The organism is Caenispirillum bisanense (genome assembly GCF_039523075.1).
Taxonomy (GTDB): Bacteria; Pseudomonadota; Alphaproteobacteria; order Rhodospirillales; family Rhodospirillaceae; genus Caenispirillum; species Caenispirillum bisanense.
In genome coordinates this window covers 1-14044 of record NZ_BAAAEP010000038.1, presented here as the reverse complement: position 1 = coordinate 14044, position 14044 = coordinate 1, and the positions used below count along the sequence as shown (strand labels likewise).

The window sequence follows — 14044 nt, the reverse complement described above, 5'->3', positions numbered from 1 at the left end:
CCGGAATGACGGCGGATGGCGGCCGCGGGCCGGCCGGTGATCCTCTGAAATTATCGATCACGGGCCGTTTTGCAAGTGCGGCTTCGCGGTAAGTCCTTGTTTTGCAATGCACAAAGCGATGTTAACCGAAATACGGTTAAGTTGCTGGCATCGCAGAGGAATGATGCTGAGCGCAGTGCGGCAAAGGACATGCTGTGTCGCACGCAGGCGGCCGGATGCGCCGGATCGTGCGCCGGCGCCGGCAGAAAGTTTATGGAAATAACCCGGGCCGCCCTGCCCTCACCGCCCGTCCGGGTAGGCCGACGGGCGGGAGAAAAGGCGGATGCAGAGACGAAAACGGCGGAGCCCCGGATCGGGATGCTCCGCCGGCGGGGCGAAATCGCGGGGGCGGCGCCGGGGTCTAGAGACGGTCGGCCGGCAGCACGCGGTCTTCGACGCGGCCCATGTTGAGCATGATGCGGGCGCGTTCTTCCAGCATGTCGGGGTCCAGGCTGTCGGGGCGCAGCAGCATGACGCGGCGCTCCAGCTCCACCTTCTCGGCATGCACGTCGTCGCGGATTTCCTTAGCCTTGGCGATCTCGTTCTTGAGATGCACCCAGGCGATCAGGCCGCGATCACCTTGGACGATGTGGTAGCTGAAATACACCACCGCCCCCATCCCGATCAGGGGCGTGACGGCATAGCGCAAGCGGCGGCGTATTTCGTTCATCAGGGTCATGGGATAGAGAGAATCACGCCGCGATTGCCGCGTCAATTCCTCTTTATGAGCAGATTCAACGAGTCGCGCGGTGTGGCGGAGAAGGCTCACCCGAAAGTCGGGCTATGACCTTCGGCAAGGCCGCAAGCGGCCCTTGCCGGACCGCGCCGCCGCCCCGACCGTTGCAGCAGGGCTCCCGTTGCAGAGAGGACCGCCGGCCGTGCAGCCCCCGCCTTCCTTCGCCCATGCCGTCGCCGCGCCCCACACCGCCGCCGCGTTCGTGGCGGCGCACTACGCCGTGGCCGCGCCGGTCCGCTGCGCGCTCCTGAACCGCGGCTTCAACGACGTCTACGCCGTCACCACCGCCACCGGCGACCGCGCCATCCTCCGCATCTCCGGCCACCGGGGCCGCGGCGACCCCGATGCCGAGGCGGCAGCCGCCTTCCTCGCCCACCTGAAGGGCTGCGGCGTGCCGGTGGCGGCGGCCCGCCCGGCCCGCGACGGCCGCATGGTGACCGGCTTCCCGCGCCCGGACGGCATCCGCCCTGCCGTGCTGTTCGATCATGCCGAAGGCCGCGTGCCGGACCTCGACTCGGCCGATGACGCGGCGCTGCAGGGCATGACGCTGGCCCGCCTTCACGATGCCGCCGACCGCTGGCCGCAGCGGGAGGCGGGACGGGTCCGCCTCGACCTCGACCACCTGCTGCACCGCCCCGCCGACCGCCTGCTCTCCGCATCGATCCTGACCGACGACGCCAGGGCCGTGCTGCGACCCCTGGTCGGCCGGCTGGCGGCGGCGGTGGCAGCGCTGGAGCCGCTCAGCCGCACCCGCTGCCATGGCGACTGCCACGGGCTGAACGCCCGCCTGCAGCCGGGCGGTCCCGGCGGCGGCGAGCAGGCCATGCTGTTCGACTTCGACGACAGCGGCTTCGGTTATCTCGCCTACGACCTGGCCGTCCACCTGTGGGCGCAGGTGTCGTTCGGGCGACGGCGCCATCGGGTGTGGCATGGGTTCGTCGACGGCTACCGCCGCCTGCGGCCCATCGGCCGCGCCGACCTGGAGGCGGTGCATGCCTTCGTCGCCATCCGCCACATCTGGCTGATGGGCGAGTTCGCCGCCCGCCTGGACATCACCGGCCGCGAGCAGATGGCGTGGCTGAGCCGGCAGGGCGACTTCCTGCTGGCGTGGGAGGCGGCCACCATCGGCCCCCGCCTGCCGCTGTAAGCGCTTCGCCTTTAGAACCGCACCTGCAGGCCGAGGGCGAACAGGTTCATTTCATCCTGCACGCCGGGGAAGGTGCCGAACATGCTGGAGCGGTGGTGATAGCGGAACACCGCCGCCGTGCGCTCCCGCCCCGGCAGGTCGAAGGCCAGTTCCCCACCCAGGTAGGACATCCACTGCGACGGGCTGCCGTTGGGGTCGTCTTCCTCCTGCACGAAGCGCGGCACCTTGGTGGCGTAGGACAGGCCGTGCAGGCCGGTCAGGCTGCCGCCGTCCCACCGCCACGTGATGCCGTAGAGGGCGTTCAGTTCCTGGTGGTTGGAGCTGTTGAAGTGCTGCCCGGCCTGCCCCTCCAGCACCACGCTGACGCTGTCCGACAGATCAAGCACGTCGCGGCGCAGGGCCCCCATCACCACCCATGGCCCGCGGTAGCGCAGGTTGCCTTCCAGCAGGATGTCCGACGTGTCGTTGGTGGAGATCGGCCCGCCGTAGAGGGTCGCCGCCCACCGTGGCCGCTCCGCCTCCGGGGTGTCGGCCGCCGCCGGGGCGGCGGGAAGCAGCAGCGCCGCCGACAGGGCGACGGCAAGGGCGGGCAGCAGTTGCAGGCGGCGGGGCAGGACGGGACTCGGCACGGGTAGGGCTCCGGTTGTCACGGCGGCAGGCGCCGCCCATCCAGGCCATGTGGGTGCCGCCGGGCGGATTCCGACTCCGCCGCCGGCGTCACCGCCCCTCCTGCGCCGCCGCCTCCGCCAGCGCCGCCACCGAGCCGCCGGAAATGAGCGGCAGGTGGCGGGTGATGGCCTCTACCGACCAGTCCCACCAGCGCAGGCGCAGCAGGGTCTCGATGTCGGCGTCGGGGAACCGCATGCGCACCACCCGCGCCGGATTGCCCGCCACCACCGCATAGGGCGGCACGTCGGCCGTCACCACCGCCCGCGAGGCGACGATGGCGCCGTCGCCGATGGTGACGCCAGGCATCACCAGGCTGTCGTAGCCGAGCCAGACATCGTTGCCGACGCGGGTGTCGCCCTTGTGGGGGAACTCGATCTCGCCCTCGAACCGCCCGGCCCAGCCGCCGCCGAAGATGAGGAAGGGATAGGTGGACGGGCCGGCGGTGCGGTGGCTGCCGCCGTTCATGATGAAGGTGGTCTTCCAGGCGATGGCGCAGAACCGCCCGATGAGGAGACGATCGCCAATGAAATCATAGTGGTAGAGCACGTTCTTCTCAAAGTGCTCCGGCCCGTCGGGATCGTCGTAGTAGGTGTACTCGCCGACCTCGATCAGCGGGTTGGACAGCAGCGGCTTGAGGAACCCGACCCGCCGCTGGCCGGGCATGGGATAGGGCGTCATGGGGTCGGGCGGCAGAAGGTCGGGAGAGACGGGCATGGGCAATCCGGCCGGGCTGGTGGCTATGGCGCACCAGGGTCCACCGGAACCGCCTCCCCCGCAACCTCCATTACTCGCCGGGAGCCGCGGGGCGCTCGTCCGGCGGCCTGTGACAGACCCCTGGAGTAGGAACCGCTACTCCTTTTTCTTTTTCAACAGACCCGAGGTGGCGTTGTTCTGAGCCGAACCGCGCGAGCCGCTGGCATGACCGAGCGACTTGCCGCCGGTCTTCTTCTGGATCGCGTCCTGAATGTACTGATTGAACTCCTTGGAACCCGGGACCAAATCTTTCTTGGTGGCCTCTTTCTCCAGCGCCTTGAGTTGCGAGGAGCTGTAGGCCCCCAGCTTGTCGACATTCTTCTGCTTGTTAGTGTCTTTCGCCATCCATACCTCCCTGGATATCTCTGACTCCCTGTCAGCACCAGGAACTATGATAGATAGATAGGCAATTGTCTACCTGAGGTGGCGCCACTGCCCCAGCCAGCCGTTGCGTCACCTGAAGCCCTGCACGGGGCGGCGAAGGATCAGAGCACGGACGCAACAGGAAAGGGGCGGCACCCGCAGGCACCGCCCCTTCCTTCAGTCCCGTACCAGCCCGGCGATCAGCCGCGCAGGATGCTGCGGCCGGCGTAGACGGCGGCGTTGCCCAGTTCTTCCTCGATGCGGATGAGCTGGTTGTACTTCGCCAGACGGTCGGAGCGCGACAGCGAGCCGGTCTTGATCTGGCCGCAGTTGGTGGCAACCGCGATGTCGGCGATGGTGGAATCCTCGGTCTCGCCCGAGCGGTGCGACAGCACGGCGGTGTAGCGGGCCTTGTGGGCCATCTCGACCGCCTGCAGGGTCTCCGACAGGGTGCCGATCTGGTTGACCTTCACCAGGATGGAGTTGGCGACACCCTTGGCGATGCCGTCAGCCAGGCGCTCCGGGTTGGTGACGAACAGGTCGTCGCCCACCAGCTGCACGCGACCGCCGAGGGCGTCGGTCAGCATCTTCCAGCCTTCCCAGTCGTCTTCCGACATGCCGTCCTCGATGGAGAGGATCGGGTAGCGGTTGCACAGGTCTTCCAGGTAACGGACATTCTCTTCCGCCGAGAAGGTCTTGCCCTCGCCTTCCATCACGTACTTGCCGTTCTTGAAGTACTCGGTGGAGGCGCAGTCGAGCGCCAGCATGATGTCGTCGCCGGGGGTGTAGCCCGCCGCCTCGACCGCCTGCATGATGAAGCCGAGCGCTTCGTCGGCCGACTTCAGGTTCGGCGCGAAGCCGCCTTCGTCGCCGACGTTGGTGTTGTGGCCGGCGGCGTGCAGCTTCTTCTTCAGGTTATGGAACACCTCGGAGCCCATGCGGACGGCATCGGCGATGCTGTCGGCCGACACCGGCATGATCATGAATTCCTGGATGTCGATGGGGTTGTCGGCGTGCTGGCCGCCGTTGACGATGTTCATCATCGGCACCGGCAGGGTGTGCGAGAAGGCGCCGCCGATGTAGCGGTAGAGCGGCAGGCCGGCCTCTTCCGCCGCCGCCTTGGCGACCGCCAGCGACACGCCGAGGATGGCGTTGGCGCCAAGCCGCGCCTTGTTCTCGGTGCCGTCCAGGTCGAGCAGGGTCTGGTCGATGACCAGCTGGTCCTCGGCTTCCATGCCGGACAGGGCCTGGTAGATCTCGCCGTTGACGCTGTCCACGGCCTTCAGCACGCCCTTGCCGAGGTAGCGGTCCTTGTCGCCGTCGCGCAGTTCCACGGCCTCGTGGGCGCCGGTGGACGCACCCGACGGCACCGCAGCGCGACCGAAGGCGCCGCTCTCCAGGATCACGTCGACCTCGACGGTCGGATTGCCGCGGGAGTCGAGAATCTCACGGCCGTGGATGTCGATAATGGCAGTCATGGCGAGTCCAGCCCTCGAAATGGATTGGGTGGGTCTTTGAACGGGTTCCGTCATAGCCCCCCGGCGGCCGGTTGGCAAGGCAACGTCGGGTGACAGAATGAAAACGCCCCGGGAGGGGTATGGGTGGTCGCGGTATGGCGCGATGTGGAGATGTGTGTATAGTTTGCCGTGACGCGACCATCGCCTGCGCCCTGTCCTGCCGCAAGAGGATCCCCATGCAGCATACCTACCCCGTCGTCATCGAAACCGGCGAAGCAGGGGGCTTTGGCGCCTTCTTCCCCGACCTTCCCGGCTGTGCGGCCGCCGGCGAAACGGTGGAGGACTGCTTCGTGGACGCGCAGCAGGCTCTCGCCTTGCACCTGAAGGGCATGGCCGAGGACGGAGAGACCTTCCCCCGCCCAACTCTCCTTCAGGAGGTCGAGGCCGATGCAGATATTCAGGTCGCGGCGATACTTCTGGCGACCGCCAGCGTTGCCGGACGGACAGCGCGCATCAACATCACCATTGATACGACGCTGCTTTCGGCAATCGATGCGGTGACGACGAACCGCAGCGCCTTTCTCGCCGATGCAGCACTGGAGGCCCTGCGTCGGCGCAGGGCCTCCTGACAGACTGTCAGCCCAGCACCACCGGGTGCTGCTTGGCGACCGCGTCGATCTTCTGCAGCAGGGCCAGCAGCTCCGGCATCTGGCGCAGGGGGATCATGTTGGGGCCGTCCGACGGCGCGCAATCGGGGTCCGGGTGGGTCTCGATGAACACGCCGGCGATGCCGACCGCCACGGCGGCGCGCGCCAGCACCGGCGCAAAGCGGCGGTCGCCGCCGCTGCTCTGGCCCTGGCCGCCGGGTTGCTGCACGCTGTGGGTGGCGTCCATCACCACCGGGCAGCCGGTGTCGTGCGCCATCTGCGGCAGGCCGCGCATGTCGGTGACGAGCGTGTTGTAGCCGAACGACGCCCCCCGCTCGGTGACAATGACGTTGCGGTTGCCGCTGTCGTCCAGCTTCGCCACCACGTTCTTCATGTCCCACGGCGCCAGGAACTGGCCCTTCTTGACGTTGACCACGGCGCCAGTCTCGGCGGCCGCGATCAGCAGGTCGGTCTGGCGGCAGAGGAAGGCGGGGATCTGCAGGATGTCCACCGCCTCGGCCACCGGCTTGCACTGCTCCGCCGTGTGGATGTCGGTCAGCACCGGCAGGCCGAGCGACTCGCGGATCTCGGCGAACACCGGCAGCGCCTTTTCCAGCCCCAGGCCGCGCTTGCCCGAAAGGCTGGTGCGGTTGGCCTTGTCGAAGCTGGACTTGTAGATGAAGCCCATGCCGAGGGCCGCCGTCATCTCCTTCAGCGCCGAGGCGACCTCAAGCGCGTGCTCGCGGCTTTCCATCTGGCACGGGCCGGCGATGAGGGCGAGCGGCAGGTCGTTGCCGAGGGTGACGGAGCCGGCGGAGACGTGACGCACGGGGGCGGCGGCGGTCATTCAGGCCATCCTTCTCGAAGGGGTCCGCAGTCAGCAGGGTGGTCGCCGTCCGCACGGGACGGACGGCGAACCCTCACACCAGGCGCGAGTGCTCGATCGACGCCTTGACGAACGCGGTGAACAGCGGGTGCGGCTCGAAGGGCTTGGACTTCAGTTCCGGGTGGAACTGCACGCCGATGAACCACGGATGGTCCGGGTGCTCCACGATCTCCGGCAGCAGGCCGTCGGGCGACATGCCGGAGAACAGCAGGCCGGCGTCCTCCAGGCGGTCGCGGTAGTTGATGTTGACCTCGTAGCGGTGGCGGTGGCGCTCCATGATACGCTCGCTGCCGTAGACCTGATGCGCCAGGGTGCCCGGCTTGATGTGGCATTCATAGGCGCCGAGGCGCATGGTGCCGCCCAGGTCGTCGTTGGCCTTGCGGCGCACCAGGGTGTTGCCCTGCAGCCACTCGGTCATGATGCCGACCAGCGGCTCCTCCGTCGGGCCGAATTCCGACGAGCTGGCCTTGCTGAGGCCGGCCATGTTGCGGGCCGCCTCGATCACCGCCATCTGCATGCCGAAGCAGATGCCGAGGTAGGGCACCTTGCGCTCGCGGGCGAACTGGGCGGCCTTGATCTTGCCTTCCGCGCCGCGCTCGCCGAAGCCGCCGGGCACCAGGATGCCGCCGACGTTCTCCAGGTGATAGGCGGCGTCTTCCTTCTCGAACACCTGGGCGTCGATCCAGTCGAGCTTCACCTTCACGTTGTTGGCGATGCCGCCGTGGGTCAGCGCCTCGGCCAGCGACTTGTAGCTGTCGAGCAGCGAGGTGTACTTGCCGACCACGGCGATGGTCACCTCGCCTTCCGGCTTGGTCACCCGCTCGCGCACGAATTCCCAGCGCGACAGGTCCACCTTCGGCGCCGCCTCGATGCCGAAGTGCTTCAGCACCTGAACGTCGAGCTTCTCCTCGTGGTAGGAGATCGGCACTTCGTAGATGGTGGAGACGTCCAGCGCCGGGATGACGTTCTCATACGGCACGTTGCAGAACAGGGCCACCTTGCGGCGCTCGCCGTCGGGGATCTGGCGGTCGGCGCGGCACAGCAGCAGGTCGGGCTGGATGCCGACCGACAGCAGTTCCTTCACCGAATGCTGCGTCGGCTTGGTCTTCAGCTCGCCGGCGGTCGGGATGTAGGGCAGCAGCGTCAGGTGGATGAACATGGTGCGCTGCGAGCCCAGCTCGTTCCCGAGCTGGCGGATGGCCTCCAGGAACGGCAGGCCCTCGATGTCGCCGACGGTGCCGCCGATCTCCACCAGCATGAAGTCCTCGTCGTCGATGTCCGACAGGACGAAGGTCTTGATGGCATCGGTGACGTGGGGGATGACCTGCACCGTCCCGCCCAGGTAATCGCCGCGGCGTTCCTTGGCCAGCACGGTCGAATAGATCTTGCCGGTGGTGACGTTGTCCGACCGCTTGGACGGCACGCCGGTGAAGCGCTCGTAGTGGCCGAGGTCGAGGTCGGTCTCGGCGCCGTCGTCGGTGACGTAGACCTCGCCGTGCTGGGTCGGGCTCATGGTGCCCGGGTCGACGTTCAGGTACGGGTCGAGCTTGCGCAGCCGCACCTTGTAGCCGCGAGCCTGCAGGAGGGCCCCGAGCGCGGCGGAGGCCAGGCCCTTGCCGAGAGAGGAGACCACACCGCCGGTGATGAAGATGAAGCGCGTCATGGGAGCCTAACCTTACCTCGAATCACATGGGCCCGCCCCGCGCACCGCGGCGGCGGCCCCGTCTCGACAGACGTAAGAACTGCGGGAGGCGGCCTGTGGGGCCGCCTCCGAAGCGGATAACTCAGCCGCCGGAAATGGGCGCCTGGGGAGCGGCCGGCGCATCGCTCGCCGGAGGCTGCGGCGCCGCCTCGCCCTCGCCGGCCGGCGCCGTGGTGGCCGGGGCGCGGTCGAGGATGGTGTCGACGCGCGAGCGGCCCTCGTTGGCGAGCAGCGCCAGCGTCATGCTGGTGACGAAGAAGCACGCGGCCAGGATGCCGGTGGTGCGGGTAAGCGCGTTGCCGGCAGCGCGACCGCTGATGAGGCCGCCACCGCCGCCGCCGCCGCCCATGCCGAGCCCGCCGCCTTCGGACCGCTGCAGGAGAATCAGTCCGACCAGCGCAATGCAGATCAGCAGATGGATGACGAGTACGACAGTGATCATCGGTCTTCCAAAACCCAAACGCGGACGCGGGCCGATCCTGAAAGGGGGCCGGCCCCGTCCGCCATGTCCGAAATGGTCGAGCGCTGTTTTAGTGCGCCGCGCGCCGCAAGGCTAGGGGTAAATCATCCGCCCTGCCCTGCGGCACCGGCACGAAGGCGCTTACGGGCAGGCCTGGGCGATGGCCCAGAAGTCTTCCACCTTCAGGCTGGCACCGCCCACCAGGGCGCCGTCGACGTCCGCCAGGGCCAGCAGTTCGCGGGCATTGTCGGGCTTCACCGAGCCGCCGTAGAGGATGCGCAGGCGGGCCGCCTCGTCGCCCAGGCGGGTGTGCGCCTGCTTGCGGATCTCGGCATGCACCTCGGCCACGTCGTCGGGGGTCGCCACCTTGCCGGTGCCGATGGCCCACACGGGTTCATAGGCGACCACCGTGTTGTCGGCGGTGGCGCCGTCGGGCAGGCTTTCCAGCAGCTGGCTGGTGACCACCGCCAGGGCCTCGCCGCGGTCGCGCTGGTCCAGCGTCTCGCCGATGCAGACGATGGCCTTCAGGCCGGCGGCGTGGGCGGCGGCGGCCTTGGCCTTCACCACGGCGTTGCCCTCGGCATGGTCCTGCCGGCGCTCGGAATGGCCGACGATGACGAAGCTGGCGCCGATGTCCTTCAGCATCCAGGCGGAGGTATCGCCGGTGTGGGCGCCCTTCTCATGGGAATGGCAGTCCTGGCCGCCGACCAGCAGGGCGGAGCCGGTGGCGGCGGCGGCAACATCGCCCACCAGGGTCATGGGCGGGCAGACGAGCATGTCGAAGCCCTGCTGGCCGGAACGCAGGTGGGTCAGCAGACCCTCCACCAGCTTCAGGCCGTCGGCGCGGAGGCCGTTCATCTTCCAGTTGCCGGCAATCAGGGGACGGCGCGCGGTCATGATGGTTCTATCCCTCCTTGAATCGGGTGGCGGAAGCTCTACCACAGGCGCCAACGCTTGACCACCGCCGCCGGGCGGGCCATCTCCTGCCGACGGCGGGGACTTTCTCGGGTTGCCGGGCCGGCTCCCGCCCCATAAGATGCCGGACCCAAAGACTTTCCACAGAGACGGACACGTCCCCGCACCATGCTCGACAGGCTTCGCAAGGGTGCCTCCACAGGTCCCGCCAAAGTCCTCTTCATTCTCCTGATCCTCAGCTTCGGCATCTGGGGCATCGGCGACGTGGTGCGCGGTGTGGGCGGCAACCCGGCCGCCATCAAGGTCGGCGATGTCGAGGTGTCGCCGCAGGCCGTGCAGGCCGCCTTCCGCCAGGAAGTGGACCGCATGCGCCGCGCCGTCGGCCCCGAGATGACGGTGGAACGGGCCCGCGAACTCGGGCTGCTCGATGCCACTATCGCCCAGCTGGCCCGCCAGGCGGTGGTCGAGGCGGCGGCCAAGGATCTCGGCATCGTCATCAGCGACGGCGAGCTGAACCGCGAGCTGCAGCAGGTGCCGGCCTTCCGCAACGCCCAGGGCCAGTTCGACCGCGTGCTGTTCGCCCGCGTGCTGCAGCAGAACAATCTGAATGAAGAGCGCTTCCTGCTCGACCTGGAGCGCGACATGGTGCGCGACGCCCTGCTGGGTTCCGCCGCTGCCGGTGCCGTGGCGCCGGCGCCGCTGGTGGCGCCGCTGGTCGCCTACCAGGGCGAGGAGCGCGAGGCGGTGGCGGTGTTCATCGCCGCCGACGCCCAGCCGGCGCCGCAGGCGCCGTCCGACGAGGCGCTGCAGGAGGTCTACCAGGACTCCCTGCCCGCCTTCACGGCGCCCGAGTACCGCCGCCTGACGGCGCTGGTGATGCGCCCGTCGCAGCTGGCCGAGCGGGTGGAGATCAGCGACGACCAGATCCGCGCCGAATACGACGCCCATATCGAAGACCTGCGCCAGCCGGAAACCCGCATCGTGCAGCAGGTGGTGGTCGACGATCAGCAGACCGCCGAGACCATCTCCCAGGCCGCTCAGGCCGGCCGCACCCTCACCGCCGCCGCGTCCGAAGCCGGCGCCAGCCCCATGGACCTGGGCGCCGTCAGCCGCGACGGCTTGCCGGCCGAGGCCGCAGATGCGGTGTTCACCCTGCCGGAAGGCGGCGTTAGCGCGCCGGTGCAGACGCCGTTCGGCTGGCACGTCTTCCAGGTGGCGGAGATCCGCGCCGCCACCACCCCGGCCCTGGAGGACGTGCGTGACGACCTGCGCCGCCGTCTGGCCGAGGATCGCGCCATCGACGCCCTCTATGACGTGACCGCCGCGGTGGAAGACGCCCTTGGCGGCGGCGCCACCCTGGAGGAAGCCGCCGAACAGGCCGGCCTGCCGCTGCTCACCGTCGCCGCCACCGACCGCCGCGGCCAGGACCCGCAGGGCCGCCCGGTCAGCGGCCTGCCGGAGGAAGAGCAGTTCCTGCGCACCGCCTTCGACCTGGAGAGCGGCCGCGAGTCGCTGCTGCAGGAACTCGGCCAGGGCTACTTCATCGTCCGCGTCGACGAGGTGACGCCGCCGACGCCGCGGCCGTTCGACAGCGTGCGCGAGCAGGTGCAGGCGCTGTGGCAGGGCCGTGCCCTGGCCGCCGCCGCCGAGGAACAGGCCAATGCGGTGGCCGAGGCCCTGCGCGCCGGCACGGCGCCGGCCGCCGCCGCCGAGGGCGTCCCCGGCGCCCAGGTGGTGCAGACGCCGCGCTTCACCCGCGCCGCCGATGCGGTGCCGACGCCGGCCGGCATGCTGCCCGACGCCATCGTCGGCGACCTGTTCGTCGGCGCCGAGCCGGGCACCGTCGCCGTCGCCCAGGGTGACGACGGCTGGGTGGTGGCGCGGCTGACTGCCGTCCACCCGCTGCAGCAGCCGACCGAGGCGCCCTTCTTCGCCCAGGCCCGGCGCCAGGTGCAGACCGCCGTTGCCGACGACCTGGCGACGCAGTTCCTCAATGCCTATGCCGAGCGGTTCGGCATCGAAGTGAACCGCGAGGTCATCAACCGTTCCTTCTGATCCCGGCTCCTGGGGCCGCTCCGATCCTCCGGGGCGGCCCCAGGACCATCGTCCCCACCGCTGATTTCAGGATTCGCAGCGCCATGACCGCCCATCCGGACTTTGCCACCTTCGCCGCCCTCCACGCGCAGGGAAAGCCGCAGGTGGTCTGGCGCACGCTGGTGGCGGACCTGGAAACACCCGTGTCGGCCTACCTCAAGCTGGCCGACGGGCAGCCCATGAGCTGCCTGCTGGAGAGCGTGGAGGGCGGTGCCGTGCGCGGCCGCTACTCCATCATCGGCATGAAGCCGGACGTGGTGTGGCGCTGCCGCGGCGATGCCGCCGAGATCAACCGCCGCGCCCGCACCGAGCCGGCCGCCTTCGAGCCCGACGGCACCGCCTTCGACTCCCTGCGCCGCCTCATCGCCGACAGCCGCATCGACCTGCCGGAGCCGCTGCCGCCCATGGCCGCCGGCCTGGTCGGCTACATGGGCTATGACATGGTGCGGCTGGTGGAACGCCTGCCCGACACCAACCCCGACACCATCGGCATCCCCGACGGGGTGTTCATGCGCCCGACGGTGATGGCCATCTTCGACGGCATCAAGGACACCGTCACCCTGGTCACGCCGGTGCGCCCGCAGGACGGCGTCGACGCCCGCGCCGCCTACGATGCCGCCCAGGAGCGGCTGGCCGATGCGGTGGCGGACTTCGAACGCTCCCTGCCCTACCGGCGCGAGCCGCTGCGCGCCGACCGCCCGCTGCCGGTGCCGCAGCCGAGCATGAGCCGCGAGGACTTCCACGCCATGGTGGCGCGGGCCCAGGAGTACATCCTGGCCGGCGACATCTTCCAGGTGGTGCTGTCGCAGCGCTATACGCTGGATTTCGCGCTGCCGCCGTTCCAGCTGTACCGGGCGCTGCGGCGGACCAATCCGTCGCCGTTCCTGTTCCACCTCGACATGGGCGATTTCACCATCGTCGGCTCCAGCCCGGAGATCCTGGTGCGCCTGCGCGACGGCACGGTGACCGTGCGTCCCATCGCTGGCACCCGCCCGCGCGGCGCCACCCCGGCCGAGGATGCCGCCCTGGCCGCCGACCTGCTGGCCGATCCGAAGGAGCTGTCGGAACACCTGATGCTGCTCGACCTCGGCCGCAACGATGTCGGCCGGGTGGCCAAGGTCGGCACGGTGAAGGTCACCGACAAGATGATCATCGAGAACTACAGCCACGTCATGCACATCGTGTCCAACGTGGAAGGCGAGATCGACCCCAAGTACGACGCCATGGACGCCCTGATGGCCGGCTTCCCCGCCGGCACCGTCTCCGGCGCCCCCAAGGTGCGCGCCATGGAGATCATCGACGAACTGGAAAGCCTGCGCCGCAGCTTCTACGCCGGCGCCATCGGCTACATCGCCGCCTCCGGCAGCATGGACACCGCCATCGCCCTGCGCACCTGCGTGGTGAAGGACGGCAGGATGGTCATCCAGGCCGGCGCCGGCATCGTCGCCGACAGCAACCCGGAAAGCGAGTACCAGGAATGCGCCAACAAGGCGCGCGCCCTGATCCGCGCCGCCGAGGAAGCCATGACCTTCGCCGGCCGGTGAAGGTCGCAGCCCAGGCTGATTGACAGCACAACGCCGCCCCGGTCCCCCCGGGGCGGCGTCGTCTTTTGGATCGCGGTAAGGTGCGGCGCCCGGCCCGCCCGTCAGCGGGCGGCCAGCTGCGTGGCGCCGCCGCCGCCGGCGGGCAGGAGGGAAGCGCTGGGCGAGCCCTCCAGGTACTTGGTGGGATCAACGGCCTTGGTGCCCTTGCGCAGCTCGAAGTGAACCTGCGGCCGGTCGACGTTGCCGGTGGCGCCCGACTTGGCGATCACGTCGCCCTTCTTCACCGTCGCCCCACGCGGCACCAGCAGTTCGCTGTTGTGGGCGTAGGCGGTCATCCAGCCGCCGTCGTGCTTGAGCAGCAGCAGGTTGCCGAAGCCCTTCAGCTCGTTGCCGGCATAGACCACGACGCCGTTCTCCGACGCCTTGACCGGGGTGCCGGTGGGGACCGCGATGTTGATGCCGTCGTTGTGCAGGCCCGGACCGGCCGGGCCGTAGCCGGCCAGCACCGGCCCCTTCACCGGCCAGGCGAAGCGCCCGCCGGCGCGGGCCGGGGGCTCACCCACCGGCGCCGGCTTGGCCGGGGCGGTGCCGACCTGCTGGCCGGGCGGCTGGACGGGGCTGGTGGTAGAGGC

General features: G+C 69.3%; 14 protein-coding genes. 4 read left to right on the top strand and 10 right to left on the bottom strand.

Annotation, left to right across the window (positions count from 1 at the left end; all coding sequences use genetic code 11):
* Nucleotides 1–400: 400 nt before the first annotated feature.
* Nucleotides 401–709 carry an FtsB family cell division protein gene (locus ABD056_RS15810; protein WP_343868170.1) on the bottom strand — a complete coding sequence of 103 codons (309 nt, stop codon included), beginning with the start codon at nucleotides 707–709 and terminating at the stop codon, nucleotides 401–403.
* A 208-nt stretch (nucleotides 710–917) separates the two neighbouring features.
* Between ABD056_RS15810 and ABD056_RS15805 the strand changes: the two genes are divergently transcribed.
* Nucleotides 918–1922, top strand: coding sequence for a phosphotransferase enzyme family protein (locus ABD056_RS15805; protein WP_343868168.1), 1005 nt, complete (start codon nucleotides 918–920; stop codon nucleotides 1920–1922).
* A gap of 11 nt (nucleotides 1923–1933) precedes the next feature.
* Here the strand turns inward: ABD056_RS15805 and ABD056_RS15800 are convergent, their stop codons facing one another.
* From ABD056_RS15800 to eno, 4 genes are all read right to left on the bottom strand, one after another.
* Nucleotides 1934–2551 carry a hypothetical protein gene (locus ABD056_RS15800; RefSeq protein ID WP_343868166.1) on the bottom strand — a complete coding sequence of 206 codons (618 nt, stop codon included), beginning with the start codon at nucleotides 2549–2551 and terminating at the stop codon, nucleotides 1934–1936.
* 88 nt (nucleotides 2552–2639) lie between these two features.
* The gene (locus ABD056_RS15795) at nucleotides 2640–3305 is read right to left on the bottom strand and encodes a CatB-related O-acetyltransferase (protein ID WP_343868164.1); all 666 of its coding nucleotides are present in this window, start codon (nucleotides 3303–3305) and stop codon (nucleotides 2640–2642) included.
* A gap of 135 nt (nucleotides 3306–3440) precedes the next feature.
* The gene (locus tag ABD056_RS15790) at nucleotides 3441–3689 is read right to left on the bottom strand and encodes a hypothetical protein (protein ID WP_343868162.1); all 249 of its coding nucleotides are present in this window, start codon (nucleotides 3687–3689) and stop codon (nucleotides 3441–3443) included.
* A gap of 218 nt (nucleotides 3690–3907) precedes the next feature.
* Entirely contained in the window at nucleotides 3908–5185 is a 1278-nt protein-coding gene (gene eno / locus ABD056_RS15785; RefSeq protein ID WP_343868160.1) for a phosphopyruvate hydratase, read from the bottom strand.
* Between the two features lie 215 nt (nucleotides 5186–5400).
* Here eno and ABD056_RS15780 point away from each other — a divergent pair, with 215 nt between their 5' ends.
* A complete protein-coding gene (locus ABD056_RS15780) occupies nucleotides 5401–5793 on the top strand; it encodes a type II toxin-antitoxin system HicB family antitoxin (RefSeq protein WP_343868158.1) in 393 nt (130 codons plus the stop codon).
* 7 nt (nucleotides 5794–5800) lie between these two features.
* Here the strand turns inward: ABD056_RS15780 and kdsA are convergent, their stop codons facing one another.
* From kdsA to tpiA, 4 genes are all read right to left on the bottom strand, one after another.
* Complete coding sequence (gene kdsA / locus ABD056_RS15775; RefSeq protein ID WP_343868156.1) at nucleotides 5801–6658, bottom strand: 3-deoxy-8-phosphooctulonate synthase; 858 nt, start codon at nucleotides 6656–6658, stop codon at nucleotides 5801–5803.
* Between the two features lie 73 nt (nucleotides 6659–6731).
* Complete coding sequence (pyrG, locus tag ABD056_RS15770; RefSeq protein ID WP_343868154.1) at nucleotides 6732–8360, bottom strand: CTP synthase; 1629 nt, start codon at nucleotides 8358–8360, stop codon at nucleotides 6732–6734.
* A 121-nt stretch (nucleotides 8361–8481) separates the two neighbouring features.
* The gene (gene secG / locus ABD056_RS15765; protein WP_343868152.1) at nucleotides 8482–8841 is read right to left on the bottom strand and encodes a preprotein translocase subunit SecG; all 360 of its coding nucleotides are present in this window, start codon (nucleotides 8839–8841) and stop codon (nucleotides 8482–8484) included.
* A gap of 159 nt (nucleotides 8842–9000) precedes the next feature.
* Complete coding sequence (gene tpiA, locus ABD056_RS15760) at nucleotides 9001–9756, bottom strand: triose-phosphate isomerase (protein ID WP_343868150.1); 756 nt, start codon at nucleotides 9754–9756, stop codon at nucleotides 9001–9003.
* A 186-nt stretch (nucleotides 9757–9942) separates the two neighbouring features.
* On the opposite strand from tpiA, the gene ABD056_RS15755 reads away from it, so the two are divergent.
* Both ABD056_RS15755 and trpE read left to right on the top strand, forming a co-directional pair.
* Entirely contained in the window at nucleotides 9943–11829 is a 1887-nt protein-coding gene (locus ABD056_RS15755) for a peptidylprolyl isomerase (protein ID WP_343868148.1), read from the top strand.
* Between the two features lie 83 nt (nucleotides 11830–11912).
* Nucleotides 11913–13412: an anthranilate synthase component I gene (gene trpE, locus ABD056_RS15750; RefSeq protein WP_343868146.1), complete on the top strand. Its 1500-nt coding sequence runs from the start codon at nucleotides 11913–11915 to the stop codon at nucleotides 13410–13412.
* Between the two features lie 101 nt (nucleotides 13413–13513).
* Here trpE and ABD056_RS15745 read toward each other — a convergent pair.
* Nucleotides 13514–14044, bottom strand: a 531-nt coding sequence (locus tag ABD056_RS15745) for a murein hydrolase activator EnvC family protein (RefSeq protein ID WP_343868144.1), incomplete at its 5' end; no start/stop codon positions are given.

What these genes read in the sequence shown, in the direction of transcription:
- ABD056_RS15810 (WP_343868170.1), bottom strand. Translation starts at nt 709, where the DNA reads ATGAACGAAATACGCCGCCGCTTGCGCTATGCCGTCACGCCCCTGATC.
- ABD056_RS15795 (WP_343868164.1), bottom strand. Translation starts at nt 3,305, where the DNA reads ATGCCCGTCTCTCCCGACCTTCTGCCGCCCGACCCCATGACGCCCTAT.
- ABD056_RS15790 (WP_343868162.1), bottom strand. Translation starts at nt 3,689, where the DNA reads ATGGCGAAAGACACTAACAAGCAGAAGAATGTCGACAAGCTGGGGGCC.
- eno (WP_343868160.1), bottom strand. Translation starts at nt 5,185, where the DNA reads ATGACTGCCATTATCGACATCCACGGCCGTGAGATTCTCGACTCCCGC.
- ABD056_RS15780 (WP_343868158.1), top strand. Translation starts at nt 5,401, where the DNA reads ATGCAGCATACCTACCCCGTCGTCATCGAAACCGGCGAAGCAGGGGGC.
- kdsA (WP_343868156.1), bottom strand. Translation starts at nt 6,658, where the DNA reads ATGACCGCCGCCGCCCCCGTGCGTCACGTCTCCGCCGGCTCCGTCACC.
- pyrG (WP_343868154.1), bottom strand. Translation starts at nt 8,360, where the DNA reads ATGACGCGCTTCATCTTCATCACCGGCGGTGTGGTCTCCTCTCTCGGC.
- secG (WP_343868152.1), bottom strand. Translation starts at nt 8,841, where the DNA reads ATGATCACTGTCGTACTCGTCATCCATCTGCTGATCTGCATTGCGCTG.
- tpiA (WP_343868150.1), bottom strand. Translation starts at nt 9,756, where the DNA reads ATGACCGCGCGCCGTCCCCTGATTGCCGGCAACTGGAAGATGAACGGC.
- ABD056_RS15755 (WP_343868148.1), top strand. Translation starts at nt 9,943, where the DNA reads ATGCTCGACAGGCTTCGCAAGGGTGCCTCCACAGGTCCCGCCAAAGTC.
- trpE (WP_343868146.1), top strand. Translation starts at nt 11,913, where the DNA reads ATGACCGCCCATCCGGACTTTGCCACCTTCGCCGCCCTCCACGCGCAG.